The organism is Saccharopolyspora sp. NPDC050389 (assembly GCF_040655595.1).
Classification (GTDB): domain Bacteria; phylum Actinomycetota; class Actinomycetes; order Mycobacteriales; family Pseudonocardiaceae; genus Saccharopolyspora.
Map to the genome: position 1 here is coordinate 9,024 of NZ_JBFAKG010000004.1, position 16,955 is coordinate 25,978.

General features: G+C 69.4%; 19 protein-coding genes and 1 pseudogene. 6 read left to right on the plus strand and 14 right to left on the minus strand.

What is annotated here, in order from left to right; all coding sequences use genetic code 11:
* Positions 1 to 90 precede the first annotated feature (90 nt).
* Positions 91 to 417 (minus strand): antibiotic biosynthesis monooxygenase, encoded by a 327-nt coding sequence (locus tag AB0I53_RS03385; protein ID WP_358595715.1) that lies wholly within the window; start codon positions 415 to 417, stop codon positions 91 to 93.
* Positions 418 to 474: 57 nt separating this feature from the next.
* Here AB0I53_RS03385 and AB0I53_RS03390 point away from each other — a divergent pair, with 57 nt between their 5' ends.
* On the plus strand, positions 475 to 906 hold the full coding sequence (locus AB0I53_RS03390; protein ID WP_358595718.1) for a MarR family transcriptional regulator: 432 nt from the start codon (positions 475 to 477) through the stop codon (positions 904 to 906).
* Between the two features lie 5 nt (positions 907 to 911).
* Here the strand turns inward: AB0I53_RS03390 and AB0I53_RS03395 are convergent, their stop codons facing one another.
* Positions 912 to 1,754 (minus strand): PhzF family phenazine biosynthesis isomerase, encoded by an 843-nt coding sequence (locus AB0I53_RS03395; RefSeq protein WP_358595720.1) that lies wholly within the window; start codon positions 1,752 to 1,754, stop codon positions 912 to 914.
* An 84-nt stretch (positions 1,755 to 1,838) separates the two neighbouring features.
* On the opposite strand from AB0I53_RS03395, the gene AB0I53_RS03400 reads away from it, so the two are divergent.
* Complete coding sequence (locus tag AB0I53_RS03400; RefSeq protein WP_358595722.1) at positions 1,839 to 2,729, plus strand: LysR family transcriptional regulator; 891 nt, start codon at positions 1,839 to 1,841, stop codon at positions 2,727 to 2,729.
* Positions 2,730 to 2,745: 16 nt separating this feature from the next.
* Here AB0I53_RS03400 and AB0I53_RS03405 read toward each other — a convergent pair whose 3' ends face one another.
* Positions 2,746 to 3,609: a hypothetical protein gene (locus tag AB0I53_RS03405; protein WP_358595724.1), complete on the minus strand. Its 864-nt coding sequence runs from the start codon at positions 3,607 to 3,609 to the stop codon at positions 2,746 to 2,748.
* 117 nt (positions 3,610 to 3,726) lie between these two features.
* Here AB0I53_RS03405 and AB0I53_RS03410 point away from each other — a divergent pair.
* Both AB0I53_RS03410 and AB0I53_RS03415 read left to right on the plus strand, forming a co-directional pair.
* Positions 3,727 to 4,209, plus strand: a pseudogene (locus AB0I53_RS03410) (serine hydrolase); the annotation flags it as partial.
* A 31-nt stretch (positions 4,210 to 4,240) separates the two neighbouring features.
* Positions 4,241 to 4,471 carry a hypothetical protein gene (locus AB0I53_RS03415; RefSeq protein WP_358596253.1) on the plus strand — a complete coding sequence of 77 codons (231 nt, stop codon included), beginning with the start codon at positions 4,241 to 4,243 and terminating at the stop codon, positions 4,469 to 4,471.
* On the opposite strand, the gene AB0I53_RS03420 is transcribed toward AB0I53_RS03415, so the two are convergent.
* Complete coding sequence (locus tag AB0I53_RS03420) at positions 4,437 to 4,643, minus strand: hypothetical protein (protein ID WP_358596256.1); 207 nt, start codon at positions 4,641 to 4,643, stop codon at positions 4,437 to 4,439. The genes AB0I53_RS03415 and AB0I53_RS03420 overlap by 35 nt on opposite strands.
* A gap of 294 nt (positions 4,644 to 4,937) precedes the next feature.
* Here AB0I53_RS03420 and AB0I53_RS03425 point away from each other — a divergent pair, with 294 nt between their 5' ends.
* Positions 4,938 to 5,207 carry a GlsB/YeaQ/YmgE family stress response membrane protein gene (locus tag AB0I53_RS03425; RefSeq protein ID WP_358595726.1) on the plus strand — a complete coding sequence of 90 codons (270 nt, stop codon included), beginning with the start codon at positions 4,938 to 4,940 and terminating at the stop codon, positions 5,205 to 5,207.
* 18 nt (positions 5,208 to 5,225) lie between these two features.
* Here the strand turns inward: AB0I53_RS03425 and AB0I53_RS03430 are convergent, their stop codons facing one another.
* The 3 genes from AB0I53_RS03430 to AB0I53_RS03440 form a co-directional block, all read right to left on the minus strand.
* A complete protein-coding gene (locus tag AB0I53_RS03430; protein WP_358595728.1) occupies positions 5,226 to 6,062 on the minus strand; it encodes a VOC family protein in 837 nt (278 codons plus the stop codon).
* Positions 6,063 to 6,249: 187 nt separating this feature from the next.
* Positions 6,250 to 7,914 (minus strand): bifunctional metallophosphatase/5'-nucleotidase, encoded by a 1,665-nt coding sequence (locus tag AB0I53_RS03435; protein ID WP_358596236.1) that lies wholly within the window; start codon positions 7,912 to 7,914, stop codon positions 6,250 to 6,252.
* A gap of 65 nt (positions 7,915 to 7,979) precedes the next feature.
* On the minus strand, positions 7,980 to 10,292 hold the full coding sequence (locus AB0I53_RS03440; RefSeq protein ID WP_358595730.1) for an oxidoreductase: 2,313 nt from the start codon (positions 10,290 to 10,292) through the stop codon (positions 7,980 to 7,982).
* 180 nt (positions 10,293 to 10,472) lie between these two features.
* Between AB0I53_RS03440 and AB0I53_RS03445 the strand changes: the two genes are divergently transcribed.
* The gene (locus tag AB0I53_RS03445) at positions 10,473 to 10,736 is read left to right on the plus strand and encodes a GlsB/YeaQ/YmgE family stress response membrane protein (protein ID WP_358595733.1); all 264 of its coding nucleotides are present in this window, start codon (positions 10,473 to 10,475) and stop codon (positions 10,734 to 10,736) included.
* A gap of 193 nt (positions 10,737 to 10,929) precedes the next feature.
* Here the strand turns inward: AB0I53_RS03445 and AB0I53_RS03450 are convergent, their stop codons facing one another.
* From AB0I53_RS03450 to AB0I53_RS03480, 7 genes are all read right to left on the minus strand, one after another.
* Positions 10,930 to 11,217 (minus strand): neutral zinc metallopeptidase, encoded by a 288-nt coding sequence (locus AB0I53_RS03450; protein WP_358595736.1) that lies wholly within the window; start codon positions 11,215 to 11,217, stop codon positions 10,930 to 10,932.
* Between the two features lie 138 nt (positions 11,218 to 11,355).
* Complete coding sequence (locus AB0I53_RS03455) at positions 11,356 to 11,832, minus strand: hypothetical protein (RefSeq protein WP_358595738.1); 477 nt, start codon at positions 11,830 to 11,832, stop codon at positions 11,356 to 11,358.
* A complete protein-coding gene (locus AB0I53_RS03460) occupies positions 11,829 to 12,587 on the minus strand; it encodes a hypothetical protein (protein ID WP_358595741.1) in 759 nt (252 codons plus the stop codon). The genes AB0I53_RS03455 and AB0I53_RS03460 overlap by 4 nt, the downstream gene beginning before the upstream one ends.
* Before the next feature lie 15 nt (positions 12,588 to 12,602).
* Positions 12,603 to 13,094 carry a hypothetical protein gene (locus AB0I53_RS03465; protein ID WP_358595743.1) on the minus strand — a complete coding sequence of 164 codons (492 nt, stop codon included), beginning with the start codon at positions 13,092 to 13,094 and terminating at the stop codon, positions 12,603 to 12,605.
* Positions 13,095 to 13,829: 735 nt separating this feature from the next.
* Positions 13,830 to 15,338 (minus strand): tripartite tricarboxylate transporter permease, encoded by a 1,509-nt coding sequence (locus AB0I53_RS03470; RefSeq protein ID WP_358595746.1) that lies wholly within the window; start codon positions 15,336 to 15,338, stop codon positions 13,830 to 13,832.
* A gap of 3 nt (positions 15,339 to 15,341) precedes the next feature.
* A complete protein-coding gene (locus AB0I53_RS03475; RefSeq protein WP_358595749.1) occupies positions 15,342 to 15,872 on the minus strand; it encodes a tripartite tricarboxylate transporter TctB family protein in 531 nt (176 codons plus the stop codon).
* Positions 15,869 to 16,855 carry a tripartite tricarboxylate transporter substrate binding protein gene (locus AB0I53_RS03480; RefSeq protein ID WP_358596239.1) on the minus strand — a complete coding sequence of 329 codons (987 nt, stop codon included), beginning with the start codon at positions 16,853 to 16,855 and terminating at the stop codon, positions 15,869 to 15,871. Before AB0I53_RS03480 ends, AB0I53_RS03475 begins: the two co-directional genes overlap by 4 nt.
* Positions 16,856 to 16,955 lie beyond the last annotated feature (100 nt).

A 16,955-nucleotide genomic window follows, 5' to 3' on the forward strand; every position in this document is an offset into this window, starting at 1 on the left:
GCGGCCCCCGCGCCCACTTTTAAAAACCATTTCAAGACCCGCGCGCCCCCCCCCCGCCCCCCGCCCCCCCTTCGCTTTTTCACGCCGACGTCAGCGGTGGTGCACCGACTCCACCCCGTAGAGAAACGGCTCCGCGTCGGCGATCTCGCGCGCCGCCAACATGTGCTCCTGACACACCGGATCCGCCAGCATCTCCTGGAACGCCTGCACGTTCTCCCACTGCGCGTAGTTCGCCACGCGAGTGCCGTCGAGGCTCGCGTGGATGTTGGCCGCGACGAATCCCGGCCGGTGCTGCATCACTTCTTCGGTCGCGCGCACCAGCAGCTCCACCAGCTCGCGCTGCCGCTCCGGCGCCACGGTGAAGACGTTGATCAGCGTGGCGACATCGGCGTTCCGGTCGATCGTCGTGGTGGGCATGCGCACTCTCCCGTGTCAGGTTCCTTACATCGATTTAGTATGTGTAAGGTTCCTGTCATGAGTCAAGACCCCACCCAGAATCGGCCCGGCTATCTGGTCAAACGGGTCCAGCAGCTGCTCCGCCAGGCCTGCGACGAAGGGCTCCGCCCGGTCGAGCTGTCCATGTCGCAGTACGCGGTACTGCGCGCCCTGTCCGACCACCCGGACATCCCGGCCGCGGAGCTCGCCCGGCGCTGCTTCGTCACCCGCCAGTCGCTGCGTGACGTCCTCAATGGACTCCGCAAGGCCGACCTAGTGTCGGTCGCCGAGCAGGCGACGACCGGACGCGCCCGGCCGGTCGCGCTCACCGCCGAAGGCCGAAAGCGCTTGCGCGCGGCCGACGAAGTGGTCACCGAGACCGAGACGCGGATGTTGACGGGGTTCTCCGCCGGCGAGCAGGATCGCCTGTCGGCCCTGCTCGCCAGGTGCGCGGACAACCTCAGCGCCTGATGCGGCTACTGCACGATCGGCACGGCGGCGCCGGTGACGGTCACCCGCGGGTCGTCGGGGTCGACGTCGACGATGAGCTCGCTGCGCCGCCCCATGTCCTGCCCCTGCACGATGGTGATCCGCTCCGGCCGGGTCACCTTCCCCAAGATCCGGAGGTAGCCGCCGAAGGCGGCCGCCGCCGCGCCGGTCGCCGCGTCCTCGACCACGCCGCCGATCGCGAACGGGTCGCGAGCGTGCACGACTCCCGCGTCGTCCCGCCAGAACAGGTGCACCGTGGTCCAGTCGTACTCGCGCATCAGCTCGGCGAGCGCGTCGAAGTCGTAGTCGAGATCGGCCAGGCGCTCCCGCGATCGCGCGGCCAGCACGAGGTGGTCGTTGCCGCCGAACGCGACGTGCGACGGCCAGGCCGGGTCGAGGTCGTCGGGCGACCAGCGCAAGGCCTCCAGGGCGCGGCCGAGCTCCTCGGCGGTCGCCGGCCGCGACCGAGTGGGCACGCTGGTGAGGCCAGCGACGATCGACTCCCGCTTGTCGGTGCTCACCTCGATGGTGCCCGCGGGCGTTTCGAAGGTGATGTCGCCGATCCCGTCGCGCTCGGCCAGCGCGACGGCGGTGGCGATCGTGGCGTGACCGCAGAAGGCGACCTCGGCCAGCGGACTGAAGAAGCGGAGCCGGTAGTGGCGCTCGGCCGCCTCGATCGGGGCGAGGAAGGCGGTTTCGGAGTAGCCGACGTCGGCGGCGATCCGCTGCATGCCGGCGTCGTCGAGCTCGCGGGCGTCGAGCACGACACCCGCCGGGTTGCCGCCACTGGGGTCGGTGGTGAATGCGGAGTAACGCTGCACATCGGTCATGCCTAGAACTCTGCCGCCGAAACGCCATCGTGTCCAACGATGGTTCTCGATGACTACTATTTCAAAACTCGATAGGCTGCCGTCGTGGACACCCGCCTCCTGCACACTTTCATGGCCCTCGCCCGCACCGGTAGCTTCACCGCCGCCGCAGCGGAGCTGCACGTCGTCCAATCCACCGTGACCAGCCACATCAAGGCGCTGGAGGGCGAACTCGACGTGCGGCTGTTCGACCGCCTGCCGCAGGGAGCGCGCCTCACCGACGCGGGCCGGCGCGTCGCGACGCACGCCCGCGATCTGCTGGACGTCGAGCAACGGCTGGTCGACTCCGCCGGCACCGGCGGCACCATCGCCGGCGAGGTCGTCATCGGGGCAACCGAATCGCTGTGCGCGTACCTGCTCCCGCAGGTGATCTCGGAGCTGGCCACCACGCACCCAGACATCCAGGTGCACCTGAAGCCGCTGAGCACCACGGGCGCGTTGCAGGGCTTGGGGCGCCCGGAAGGCGGCCTGGACATCGCGCTGCTGCTCGACGACGACGTCGCCACGGAGTACGCGGCGCGGACGATCGGCGGGCAGGCCATCGAGCTCATCGCCGCCGCGGGACACCCGGCCGCCGCCGGTCACCACGACTGGCGAGACCTCGCGGCCTACCAGTACTTCCTGCTGGAAGAAGGCTGTTCCTACACGGATCGGTTCCTGCGCGATCTCACGGCGGCGTCGGCGGCTCGGCCGCGGATCACCCGCTTCGGCAGCATCGAAGCGGCCCGCTCCTGCGTGGCCGCCGGGCTCGGCCTGTCCGTGCTGCCCCGCCTCGCGGTCGTCGACCAGCTGGCGAACGGATCGTTGTGCCGCGTGAACGGCCCGGAACTGGCCGAAACCCCGCTGCACCTGGTGACGAACCAGCGCAGGTGGGCCTCCCCCGCCGTCACCACCACCGCGGAAGCCATCGCGCAGGCCGGGCGGCAATCCAGTTGACCTGCAACGGGATCCGCTAGGCCGTCCCGGTAGCAGCCTCGATCTCGGCCAGGGCGAGCTCGAAGATGCGGTGCTGCTCCTCGGTCACCGGCACGTCCGCCTCGCCTGCCTTCTCGGCCGCCTCGATCCACCCGCGGATGATCACCTCGATGATGTCCGGCACTCCGGTGCCCAACAGCATCTCGACCAACGGCCAGGCGTGCACCTCCTGGGGAAACCGCGCCGCCCGGAAGTGGGTTCTGGCTTCCTGCCACGTCTTCCGCGCCGCCTCCGGGCCGTCGGTGTGGGCCGCGTCGTGCAGCAGGCGGCACCAGCCGACGCCGATGAGGTCGGAGCAGCCGCTGAAATCGGAGTCCCAGAGGGAGGTTTCCGCGACCTCGCGGAACAACGCGACCGCCGCGGCGCGATCGCCGGCGGCGTAGAGGTCGTTGGCCGGACCCAGCTTCGCTTCCAGCCGCCCGCGCGGAGTCGCCCCGTGCTTGGCGACATAGGCTTCCATCTCCTCGATGTATTCGCGCATGCCGTCCGCGGACGCCCGCAGGTGGTTGGAGTACCACCACAGCTCGGCGGTCTCGTCCTCGTCGACGCCGCCGGCTTCGGCTGCCTGCAACAGCTCGACGGCCCGGTCGTTGCGCTCGTCCATCTCGTCCGGGTCCACGCAGTCTTCGAGCTCGTCCAGGTGGCCGTACGCCCCGGCGAGCGCCAGCACGCCTCGCACGTCTCCGGCCGCCAGATGCTCCTCCACGGCCGACGCGACGTGTCCCCAGCCCGTCTCGTCGGCCAGCTCCCCGGAGGCGGTGAAGAACGCGGCGAATTCCGGCGGCAGCTCCCCGGAAGCGATCACGGCGGTGACACTGGCGGGAACCGACGGCAGGTCCATGCTTCTCCCTCAACGAAGTCGATCAGCCATCGTGTCAGGTCCGCGTCCCCGGAGACTGGCGAAAGCGGGAATCCGATCACCGGCCGCGCGGCTGGACTTCCCGCGGAAAGGGGGACGATGTTCGGTCCGAAGCTCCGGAGTTGCGCAGGCGCAGCGGTGCTCGTCGCCGCGATCGCGACCGGTTGCGCCGCGCCGCCGGATCGGTGCCCCGGGCCTGTCGCGTCGGATGTGACGACCGCGGCCGGATGGACCGGATACCTCGCCGCGCACCGCGACGACGTGTCGCTGGTCGTCAACGACGGCCGGGGCACCGAGGTGGTTCACCGTTCCGACCAGCCTCAACCGCTGGCTTCGGCGGTGAAGGTGGTCGCGTTGGCCGCCTACGGTCGCGCGGTCGCGGAAGGACGTGCGCGGCCGGACGAGCCGATCCTGGTCGGCGACTGGGAACGATGGTTCCTGCCGGGCACCGACGGCGGCGCGCACGCCCGCGCGCTCGAACTGGCCGGCGTCCCGCACGACGGCGTCGGCTCCGCGGATCCGCAGCGGATCGTGCCGCTGGACCGGCTGGTCGCCGGCATGATCCAGGTCAGCGACAACGCCGCCGCGGACTTCCTGCGGGACCGACTCGGCGATGAAGCCCTGCGACAACGCCACCGCGGACGGCGGCTGGCCCGGCCTCGACCTGCCTTCCGTCATCGGCGGCGTCATCGCACTGTGGGCCCCGGAACTCGCCCCGCCGATCACCGCAGCCCGCTCGGTCCGCGGCCCCGCCGAATGGGACCTGGCCCGCCGCTACGCCCGCGATCCGGCCCTCCGCGCGGACCTGCTCACCCGCCCGAGTCGCCCATGCCGTCGCCGATGAACAGGATCACGTTGCGCGCCGGGCCGTCCTTGACGGCCTGCCGGACGGCCGGGGTGCGGTCGCCGGCGAAGGGCTGCGGACCTTGGGCGAACGCGAACGGAGTCGCGACGAGCACCGCGGCGCCCAGGGCGCCGACGCCGAGCAGGCGGCCGCGGGTGAACGACTGGGTCATCGAACCTCTCCCAGTCCGAGATCGGAAACAGGGTCAGCCCATTCAGACCCGGCCGGACTTGCGCGCGGCGACGGCCGCCGAACGCGGCGGGGACGACGAGATGAACAGCTGAACACCGGTTGTCACCTCTCCCACGTTCGCCCGCGAATGCCCGTTTGACGTGGGAAATCTCCACGTGATCGGGATCACCACTGTCGAAACAGGACAGTCGGCCACCGCGTCGGCGCCTCGTGGTTGCGCGATCCGGTAGCGTTGATCCGGCAGGGATGAACCGCCAACGATGGGGTGAGTGCGATGTTTTGGACGATCATCGGGTGGATCGTGTTCGGGCTCATCGCGGGCTTCATCGCCCGTGCCGTAGTGCCGGGCAAGGACGACATCGGCCTGCTGATGACGATCGTGGTCGGCGTCGCCGGATCGGTCGTCGGTGGTTTCCTGTTCGGCCTGCTCACCGTCGGTTTCCGCGGCTTCCAGCCCGCCGGGTGGATCGGCTCGATCATCGGCGCCGTCATCGTCCTGGTCGTCTACAACAAGGTCACCGGACGCAAGCGCCTCAACCGCTAAGCCCCAGAGGTCGAAGCCTCAGTCGTCGTAGGGATCGTCGTTGGCCGCGGTGCCGTACTCGCTGGCTTGGCTGGGATCGACCAGCGCGAAGCGCGCACCGGTCGGATCCCGCAGGACGGCCACGCGACCGAGGCTTGAATCGTAGGGATCGACCCGGACCCGGCCGTCCAGGGCGAGCGCCCGGTGCACCACGTCGTCGGTTCCGACCGCTTCGTCGACACCCAGGTAGAGCAGCCAGTGCGGCCGGGCGTGGTCGCTCATGTGCTCGCGGATCATGCTGACGCGGGCGAGCATCGACTCGTCGTCGAGGTACCAGACCGCGTACCCGGTGCGGTGTTCCGTGCCGAACTGCTCCTCGGTGTAGCCGAACAGTTCGCCGTAGAAGTGGTCCGCGGTCTGGGCCTTGATGGTCACCAGCTCCGCCCACACCAGGGTGCCCGGCAGGCCGACGTCGAACTGCCAGCCCTCGTCCGGCTCCAGCAGGCCGAATTCGTCGTCCGCGGGGCTGGTCAGCACCAGTTTCACGCCCAGCTCGGGCACTCGGCTGCGCGGCACGATGATCTGTGCGCCGAGCCTTCCGGCCGCCGCGGCGGTGGCCGAGCTGTTCTCGGTGGCGAGGAACAACCGCCACTGCGAGCGGCCGTCGGCGGCTTCCCGGATGCTGGCCACCGGGAATCCCTCCTGCAGGGCGATCACATGCAGCCCGGCCCGCGGATCGCGGTGCGTCTCGTACTCCCAGCCGAACAGCCCGGCGTAGAACTCGCACGCCTTGTCGACGTCGGTGGTGACCAGCTCGATCCAGCACGGCGTCCCGGCGCGGAGGTTCTCGCGCGGCGCATCCGATCCAGTTCCCACGACAGGCCCGCCCCCCGGTGGTCAGCTCATGATCATCAAGACCATTATTGCTCGCGTTCGCGCGGCGGCGGATCGGCGGAGATCACGATCCGGCCAAGCAGCCGGATATTTCGGGCATTCACGGCCGAAATGCCTTGTGCCCGAACAACTCCCCGTGGGGCCCGCGACGCGCGAGCCCCACGAGCAGCTACGGGGCCACCGTGATGCGATCCGCCGGCGGCGGCGCCAGCCCGGCGTGCGCGCCCAGGTAGCCGACGAGCGCATCGAGGTCCACCGGCCCACCGGCGATTTCCGTTCCCCCGGCGAACTCGGTGAACCCGTCGCCACCGGAGGCGAGGAAGTTGTTCACCGACACCCGGTAGGGCGCGTTCGGGTCGACCGGCTGGCCTGCGATGGTGATGCCGGAGACCTTCGAACCGACGGGCGCGGACGCGGAGTAGGTGTAGCGCAGCGTCGAGGAGACCTGCAGGATCCGCGTCGCGTTCGGCTGCCACTGCTGTTCGAGCACGTTCTTCAGCTGCGCCCCGGTCAGAGTCATCGTCTGCATGACGTTGCCGAAGGGCTGCACCGCGTAGGCCTCGCCGTAGGTGACCACTCCGTCGCCCTCGCCCGCCGACGAGGAGGCGTGCACCAGGTCCGTCCTGATCCCGCCCGGGTTGGTGATCGCGACCTGCGCGCCGTTGCCGGCGGTGGCCTCCAGCTGCGCGTCGGCGAGCACGTCGCCGAGCGTGGATTCGCCGGAGGGCGCACCCTGCCGGAGCAGATCGGCGGTGATCGTGCCGACCTGGCGGTTCGCGATGGGCCCGGCCTTCTCCGCCGCCTCGTCGATCAGCTTCTGCGCGGCGGGGTCCGGCGGCACGTCGCGGGTGACGATCTCGTTGTGCGCCTTCGTCGCCGAGCGCACGACGTCCTTGCTCCGCCGGTCGATGGTCAGGTCCGCCACCGACAGCAGCCGGCCGAAGGACGCGCCCTGCAGCACGGTGCGCGGGTTGCCCGCCGGGTCGTCGATCACGCAGTTGTACTGCTGGTGGCTGTGCCCGGTGAAGATCAGGTCGACCTTCGGCGAGGCGTTGGTGGCGATCTCCGTGGCCGGCCCCGGCGTCACCCGGCAGTCGTCCGGGCCGCCACCCTCGGTGTTGTCGCCCTGGTGCAGCAGCACCACCTGGGCCTTCACCCCGGCGCTGTCCAGCAGGTCCGCCGTGCGGTTGATGGCCTCGACCTCGTCGCCGAACTTCAGGCCCTTGATCGCCTCGGGCGTGACCATCGCCGGCAGGTCCTCCAGCGTCACGCCGATGATCCCGATCCGCACGCCGCCGACTCGTTCTACGCTGAACGGCGCCAGCGCGGGCCGGCCGTCGTCGAAGGCGACGTTCGCGCCGAGGTACGGGAAGTCCGCGCCGTCGTAGGAATCGCGGAACTGGCACCCGTCGGCCGGGTGACAGCCGCCGGACTGAATGCGCTGGAGCTCGGCGTAGCCCTCGTCGAACTCGTGGTTGCCGACGACCGCCGCGGCGACACCGAGCTCGTTGAGGAACTCGGCGGTCGGCTCGTCGTGGAACAGCGCCGAATTCACCGGCGACGCGCCGACGTTGTCGCCCGTCGAAAGCACCAGCGAGTTGCTCGTCTCGGCGCGCAGCCGCGCGACGTGGGTGGCCAGGAACGCGGCGCCACCGGCGTCGACCGTGCCGCCGTCGGGCAAGGTCACCTTCCCGGACGAACCGGCCGGCGGCTCCAGGTTGCCGTGCAGGTCGTTGAACGCGATCAGCCGGACCTCCGTCGTGGGCCCCGGCTGGGCGCTCGCCGCTGCCGGCAACGCCGCGGCGACCAGCGCCGCCGTCCCGATCGCCGCGATGCGGCGGCCAACCCGATGTCGTCTCACTGGCGTCCTCCGGTTTCGTGGTAGTCCGGCGATGATCATCAGCGTTCCCTGTGCAGGCCCCTGCTGATGCCCGCCGCGACGGTCGTGGCCAGCGTCCAGCCGACGGCAATGAGGACGACGGTGACCCACTGCGAAGCGCCGCGGGCCTGCCACATGTCGTCGTGGCCGAGGGTCACCACCGGCAGCATCTGGTCCAGTGTGTACAGCAGCGGGTTCCACACCGGGTGGTCCTGCTCGTTGACCGGGATCAGCGGGTGGAAGGTGAACCAGGCCGTGCCGGCGGTCGCGAACAGCAGCATCCAGGCCAGCGCCCGCAGCGGCCGGTAGCCGTAGCCGACGGTGATCCGCTGCAGCAGGCTCCACAGCCGCACCGGCCACCGCAGGCCGGGGCGGGCGGTGGCGCCGGTCGCCGCGTAGCGGTGGCGCTGCTTCTCGATGAGCGCCGTGACGGCGTGTTCTTCCAGGCCGTTGGCTCGGAACACCTTGGCGAGCTGGTCGTACGGGCCCGGCTGGTAAGCGCCGCCGGCGGTGGCGCGCAGCCAGCCCAGCCGTTGCCGCACGCGGACCTGGTCGGTGAGTTCGAAGGACTCGGCGAAGTTCTCATAGCCGAAGTCCTCGAAGTCGAGGCCGCCCCTGGCCGACCAGAGCACGGCGTTGTCGGCGAGCAGTTCGCATTGCGCCTGCCGCAGCGTGATCCGCCCCTGCGGCGCGGTGTGTGGGAGGAGCGTCAGCTCCTGCGCCACCACACCGAACGCGTTGAGCGCCGCCGGGGAGAAGCCGTCGCCGAGGTCGCAGCCCCAGAAGTTGAGGTGCCGGCCGATCGTGGCCCAGCGCAGCTCCACCGCGCCCTCGGCGTGGAACGGCCGCGCGCCCTCGGCGCACACCAGGTCGCGTTCGATCCGGGCCGCCCGCAGGTCCAGCGACGCCTTGTAGCCCTTGCGGTGCTGGTGCCACGCGGGCTTGGTCAGGCGTGCCGCACGCAGGTCGACGTTCGCGCCGATCCGCACGCCCTGCAGCTGCAGCGAGCCGATGACTTCGGCCTCGCGGCATTCCAGGTTGCTGCCCACGACCGTGCGGCTGGCCCGCAGGACGTCGGTGCGCGGCCCCACCAGCTTCGCGTTGTTGAGCTGGATGCTGCCGTTGACCGTGACGTCGGTCATCCGGAACTGGCCTCGCACGACGACGGAGCGGGCGTCGAGGTTGCCGAAGATCTGCATGCCGTCGAGGTGCGCCGCGCGCAGCGGCTGCTCCACCGAAGCAGCAGGCGGGCGCAGCCAGCGCAGGTCGATCTGCGCGCCCGCCATCCGCAGGTTGCCGCCGACGGTGGCGCTGACGAGCCGGAGCGTTCCGCCGCTGCGGAAGCTCTGGTCGAGCTGGATGTCGCCACGGATCTCGGCGCGGTCGGCGATCAGCGTCGCGGCCGGGTCGTCGTGCTGGGAGTCGCCGCGACGCGGCGGCTGAACGCCTGGTTCGAGCACCGCGTCCCGAAGCCGCAGGTCACCGGCGATGCGCGCGCTCGGCAGCATCAGCCGACCGGCCGCGGTGAACGCCCGGCCGGTGTCCTTGTCGACGTCGAACCGCAGCGAGCCGCCGATCTGGATACCGGTGGCGTTGAGCGCGTTCCGGCCGCGGTTGCGCAGGGTTCCGCCGGAGAGCGTCAGGTTCCCGCCCACCTGGGCCCCTGGGATGCGGATCTCGCCCGCGACCTGCAGGCGGATGCCCAGCAGCGCGCCGGACACCTTGAGCCGGTCGCCGTAGATCGCGCGCCGCCCGGGATTGCGCAGTTCGCTGTCGTTGAGCAGCAGCGAGCCGCCGAGATCGGCGTCGGCCAGATCCACGATGCCGTCGATGCTCCGGCAGTTGCGCAGCACGGTGTCGTTGCTGACGCAGAGGTTGCGCGCGTTGAGGCCGGGGAACCGGCAGTTCCACATCACCAGCCCGGCCAGCCGGGCCTGCCGCAGATCCGGGGCCGTCTCGAACCGGCAAGCGACGAATTCCAGCAGGTAGGGCAGGTCGGCGTTGCGCAGATCGACCCGGCCGGCGAGCACCGCGTTCTCGACCGGGATCACCAGCGGCTGGGCGCCGCGCCGGTTGAACAGCCGCCCGCCGCCCTCCTCCAGGGAGTCGATCAGCCGCCGGGTGAAGTACTCGCCGCGGATCACCCGATCCGACGGCGAGACCTGGCCGTTGCCCTCGGCCGGCGCGGGCTCGTCGGCGGGCTGCGCCGGCGCCCTGCTGGGCCTGAGCAGCTCGTCGAAGCGCCGCTCGGCGGCGGTCTGCGGTCCACCGTTGTCCCACGGTCTGCCCAGCACGGCGTGCTCTCCATCGCTGTCGAACCAAGTGATCCACACGCACCGTAGCCGATCGGACACCCTCGCAACGCGACTTTCGGCAGGACACGGCATCGAGTCCACAGTGGATTGCGTGGATTCGTGAGATCAACATCACGACGAGCGGAGCGGGCGCGGGCGCCGATCCGGCGATCTGGAATGCTGCGCCCGCCGTAGACCGAAACGTCAGGGAGGAAGCCGATGGGCATCATCAGCTGGATCGTGCTGGGACTGATCGCAGGCGGCATCGCGAAGGTGCTCATGCCGGGCCGGGATCCGGGCGGCTGCATCGTCACGATCCTGCTCGGCGTGGCCGGCGCCTTCGTGGGCGGCTGGGTCGGCAAGACCCTCTTCCACGTCGAGCTCGGCACGTTCTTCGACCTGCGCACCTGGGGCCTGGCGGTGCTGGGAGCACTGATCCTGCTCGTCGGCTACCGCCTGATCTTCGGCAAGCCCCGCAACTAAGAGCCTGTTCTGAACGTGGTGGTGCGGAGTGCGGTAGGGGCGGGTTGTTGCCTGTCCGCAATTTCCATTGAAATCGAAGGTTTGATTTCAATGGAAATTGCGGAGGACGGAGTCCAGGCGGCGGCCGCGGCTCCCGCAGGGCCACCACTCGCACCACCACGCAGAACGGGCCTGGAAACGGGCTCTGCGCCGATCAGCCCAAGCCGACCTTCGGGTCGGAGGTGTTGCAGGCGTTCGGGTTCCCGGTGCGCAGGCCCGTGGTGAACCACTTCTCCCGCTGCGCCGAACTGCCGTGGGTGAACTTGCTCTCGTCGACCCGGCCGCCGCCGAGCCGCTCCTGGATGTTTTCCACACCGACCGGCCGCGAAGCGGCCACGGAACAAGATATCCGGCCCACCTCGGCGGCCGAAAATGCGCACCACGCCCGGAAAAGCCCGGCAAGAGCAGATAATTCACGCCAGCCGTGCACCAACACCCTCATCGCCCGCCGCCAGCGACAGGGCCAACACCCACTGGCTCAGGCCCCGATGCGAAAAGGGCGCCTGCGGGCGGAGGCGGGTGTGCCGCCCGAAGGTGCCCTTGTGCCGCGCAGCTGCCCCACGGAAGATCAAGAACTGCGTCAGTCGCGTTCGGCGCCTTCCGGCCAAACAACGGTGACGGGAATGTTCCGTTCGCGAGCGGCGCTCACGACGTCTGCGGTGCCGCCGTACCCCCGGGCTGATTTGCCGTCCCATACGGCTACGAGCTGGTCGGCCATCTCGACCATCTTGACGCTGGCGACCATGTGGGATTCGGAGGTCGAGTCGGGGAAATCGAGTTGAACGACCTCTGAGGCCCGTTCGAAGAGGGCGTCGTATTCAGGGTGGTGATCTTCTGGAAGCTTGTCGCGGTAGTTGGCTGCGGGGACGATCACCATGAGAGCGCCGCCTTGGTCTAGGACCGCTCGTGCAAAGAGCGCGTCCGCGCCGTCCGCGATGCAGCTCAAGCCGACGAGATCGCCCTCGTACTTCCTGAGTTCCGCACGTAGCGCTTCATCGACGAGCTCCGTCGTTCGTTGCGGCAGCCCTCGGTGGCCGGAAATGGCGAGGCGTGTCACCACTGCTCCTTGTCGTAGAGCCCGATCAACATCTGATCAAGAAGTCGGGCGTCGCGGCAGTCTGTCGACCACCTGGAGCGCAGGCTGCGCACGTTCGCGACGATTCGCTCCGATCCGTACTTCTTACCGACCTGGAGTGCCTCGACTGCGAGCCGACACGCTTCGTCCTCGCGCCTCATGGTCGCCAACAGATTGGCGTGTTCGACCTTCGCGAGCGCAAGAGGCTTCGGCGCCGTCATGGTAGGGATCGCTGCCGAGTAGGCAGTTCGCGAACCAGACAGGTCGCCGAGCGCGGCAAGCGCGCTTGACTGGTACCGGGCTGCCTTCGCTGCGGTGAACGCGAAAACCCAGGGCCATTGAGCTTCCACGGGCCGGCGGTCGGCGTAGCGCTGGGCGGTTCTCAGCGCCTCCAGCGTCGATGCCCGATTGCCCATCGCTCCGTACGCCACGGCATACAGGGATGCCAGCCAAGCCCGAGCTGCCGCTGGAGTGCGGCCATCGTGATGTCGTGCAGCCCGATTCAGGAAGTACAAGCCCTGGTTGGGATCGCCGTTTTCCACGGCGTAGTGCCCCAAACTGGCTGTCATGTAGGAGACCAGCAGCGGATTTCGGGACGACTCCGCGTACTTGATGCTCTCGTTGTATCGAGCGCGGGCAGTCGCCGCATCACCTCGATCAGCGGCGAGCCAGGCCGCGAGCCCCGCGATCTCGCTCAGCGTCGCGTAGCCCCCGCTGCTGCGCAGCTTGTCCTGCACGACTTGCCGAGCAAGTTACAAGTGCCCTTCGGCAGCCGGCGCGAGGTACCGGGACGAGACGCTGGACTCCATACGCCGGTAGCACTGGGTAGGGCCGGTCACTTCCGCAAGGAGGTCATCCCCGCCACCAGCAAAGCCGACGGGGGCGCCGCGACGAGCAAGGGCGGCACCGACGCCGACACCCAGCGTGGTTCGGAGAAATGTCTTGCGGTCCACGTCCTCAGTGGTACACCCACCTCGGGGTTTCCAGAAACCAAGTTCAGCGTCAGTTGCGACGTCGAGCACTACTCTCAGCGCTGCCCTGTAGTGCGCCGCCGGCCACCTGATGACCCCGCGCTCCCACTTCCCGATGTGATTGGCGTCGATGGCGGTGACTATCTCCGACGAGCGGTAGACCTGCGCATTCACCGCTTCGGCCAGCTCCTGGCGAGTTAACGGCTGGCCCGGCGACGACGGCGATTCGATGCGTTCGCGAGCGGCGCGCAGCGCGTCGTTCGGCTCGGACAACTCTGCTCCTTGAGACCGGGTGTCGCTGAGTCAGGTTCTCAGCTAGAGAGGAGGGGGCATGTCTATGGACGAGCAATCTGTCAAGCGCACCAACGACAGCGGCAACCGCTCGGCGATCGCAGCGGAAACAACGTGCTCCTGCGATGGGTCCTACCCGTGGGAACCTTCACGATTCACGGAACAACGCAGGCCCTAGCCAAGGCGACGACAAGTGGGCTGTTGCCCTGCGTATGCGGAGCAGAGGTTCAGCTCCCGTCCGAGCCACCGCAGCAGCTCGACGCTCGCAGGCACGAATTCTGCGACGGCTGCGTGCGGCAGTACGCGGCCGGGCCAGTCAAGAACTGGGAATCAGCGAGAACGGGGTATCCAGATTGGCTTTCGAACACTGGCGCAGTGCTGAGTGCAATGTTGCCCGCCAACGGAAAAACTTGTTGCTCGGGCGAACCGGGAAGGGAACCGGGATAAAGATCCTTTCCCCGGCCCCGGCGCAAGTTACGACGTGGACGCTGGAACAGGCGGAGCTTTTGCGCGACGTTCTCGGCAGTCTCATTCAGGAATGCCGCGAGAGGCCACTTGAGCCGACCGATGGGAGCAGACGCATCCCGGCTTGGCACGATGCGCAACCCCCTCGTCAACGGGGTGGAGAAGCAGCCCCGGCGTTGAGTTCGAGAACATACGAAAAGGCACCTTCGGACGGCGGGTGTGCCGCCCGAAGGTGCCCTTCGTCCGAGCGGATCAGGCGTCGACGCGGTCCGCCGGTTTCGGCGTGCGGCGGACGAGGCGGCTCCACAGCGGGAACGTGAGCAGCACCGCGATGATCACGTAGACCACGATCGCCAGCGGCGAGTTCACCAGGCCCGTCAGGTCACCGTCGCTGATCTGCAGCGCTCGGCGCATCTGCAGCTCCGCGGTCGGGCCCAGGATGACGCCGATGATCGCCGGCAGGACCGGCAGCCCGTAGCGGCGCATCGCGAAGCCGATCGCCCCGATGATGAACAGCAGCACCAGATCCATCGCCTCGCCGCCGATCGCGTAGGCGCCGACGCTGGCGAAGAACAGGATGCCCGCGTACAGGTACGGCCGCGGGATCTGCAGCAGCTTGGCCCACACCGGCGCCAGCGGCAGGTTGACCACCAGCAGCAGCACCAGGCCGACGAACATGCTCGCGATCAACGCCCACACCAGGTCCGATTCGCGCTGGAACAGCAGCGGACCGGGCTGGATGCCGTACTGCTGGAACGCCGCCAGCATCACCGCGGCCACCGAGGTGGTCGGCAGGCCGAGCGTGAGCATCGTGACCATGGTGCCCGCCGCGCTGGACACCGAGGTGGCCTCCGGCCCGGCCACGCCCTCGATCGCGCCCTTGCTGCCCCACCCGCCCTTGCGGCGGGACAGCTGCTTCTCGACCGTGTAGGACAGGAAGGTGGGCACTTCCGCGCCACCGACCGGGATCGCGCCGAACGGGAAACCGATCAGCGGGCCGCGCAGCCACGGCTTCCACGAGCGCTGGAGATCCTGCCGGGACATCCACGGCCGGCCGACCGGGATCGCCTTGTCCTGCGTGTGGCGCAGGTGCGCCGCGACCCACAACGACTCGCCGACCGCGAAGAGGCCGACCGCGACGAGCACCACGTCGATGCCGTCGACCAGCTGCAGCGAGCCGAACGTCAGCCGCGCCTGCCCGCTCATCTGGTCGAGCCCGACCAGGCCGATGGTCAACCCGATCAGCAGCGAGGCAAAGCCTCGGATCCGCGAGCTGCCCAGCACCGTCGCGGTCGCCACGAAGGCCAGCACCATGAACGCGAAGTAGTCCGGCGCGCCGATGTTGACCGCGTAGCCTGCGATGACCGGCGCCAGCAGCACCAGCAAGGTGAGGCCGATCAGGCCGCCGACGAAGTGCCCGACGGCCGCCGCGGCCAGGGCTTGCGCCCCTCGGCCGTTCTTGGCCATCTTGTTGCCTTCGATGGCCACCACCACCGCGGCGCTTTCGCCGGGGGTGTTGAGCAGGATCGACGTGGTCGATCCGCCGAACATGCCGCCGAAGTAGATGCCGGCGAACATGATGAACGCGCCGGTGGGATCCAACGCGTAGGTCACCGGCAGCAGCAGGGCCACCGCCATCGCCGGGCCGATGCCCGGCAGCACGCCGACGGCGGTGCCCAGCACCACGCCGATCGCGGCGAGCAGCAGGTGCTGCGGAGTCAGGGCGGTGGCGAAACCGCCCAGGAGGTTCGTCAGGTCCATCGGTTACAGCACCCCCATCAGCGGGCCACCGGGCAGCGGAACGCCGAGCAGTTCGTTGAACGCCAGCCACGTCAGCACCGAGATGGCGGCCGCGATGAGCGGATCCCGCACCAGGTTGCGGCTGCCCAGCGCGTAGGCCGCACCCCAGAACATGATCGCGGCCGAGGCCGGGAACCCGATGATGTTGATCAGTGCCGCGTTGAGCAGGAAGAACCCGGACAGCAACAGCAGCGTGCGCCAGTCGGTCGGCGCGTCCAGGTCGATGTCCTCGCCTGCCTCGGCCTCGCCGCGGCCGCCGCGCAGCACGTCCCGCGCCAGCAGCAGCGACACCAGCACCAGCAGCGAGCCGACCACGACCGGCACCGCCTTCGGGCCGACCGGGCCGCGCTGCGCGAAATCGGTCGGGATCAGGGCCGCGTCGATGAGCACGAGCACGCCCACCGCGAGCAGCAGCACGCAGATGCCGAGCTCGGAATTCGTGCGCCACCAAGTCTCGCGGGCCGGCGCCTCCGTCTTGTCCACAGTGGAACTCATGCCGCCCCCAACTCCTTCAGCACCGACGCGACGCGGTCGTTCTCGGCCGCCAGGAACGCGCCGAAGGCGTCGCCGGTCTGGAAGGCGTCGGACCATCCGTTCAGCTTCATGGCCTGCTGCCACTGCTCGCTGGCGTGCAGCTCGCTGAACAGCGCGACCAGCTTGTCCCGCTCCTGCTCGCTGATGTCCGGGGGCGCGACGATGCCGCGCCAGTTGGTGAAGCTGACGTCCACACCGGACTCCCGCAGCGTCGGCGCGTCGATGCCGGGCACCCGCTCCGGGCTGGTCACCGCCAGCGCCCGCAGCTCGCCGGCCGCGATCTGGTCGCGGGTCTCGCCGATCCCGGAGACGCCGAAGGCGACCTTGCTGCCGAGCACGGAGGCCATCAGCTCGCCGCCACCGTCGAACGGCACGTAGTTGACCTGCTTCGCGGACAGGCCGATGGCCTTCGCGGTCAGCATCGGCGCCAGGTGGTCCGGGCCGCCGGGCGACGAGCCGCCGCCGACCGGAACCGCGCCGGGGTCGGCCTTCCACGCCGCGATCAGCTGGGCGATGTTCTGGTACGGGGAGTCCTTGGCCACGACGATGACGTCGGATTCCTCGGTCAGCTTCGCGATCGGGGTGGTGTTCTGCAGCGACACCGGCGAGTGGTTGGTGTAGACCGAGCCCACCACTCCCAGGCCCATCGACATCACCATCGCGCCGTTGCCCGACTCGTTGACCAGCCTGCCCAGCCCGACCGTGCCGCCCGCGCCGGGCAGGTTGAACACCTCGGTCGGCCCGTTCAGCCCGGTGTCCTCGATCGCCTTGACCGCGGTGCGCGCGGTGATGTCGTAACCACCACCCGGCGTGTTGGGCACCATGACCCGCAGGCCGCGGATCTGCGAGCCCGGGGCATCGCCCCCCGAACTGATCAGGGGCGGCACCAGCAACACCAGCAGCGCCGCACCCAGCACCGCCAGGACCACTTTCAACTTCCGCATCATCACCTCACTGTGACACCGGTCTCCCGGACCGGGTGGTGGGTGATGGTGCCGCACGGCACCGCGCGGAGTCTCGCTTTAGCACCTATCGGAACTTGTG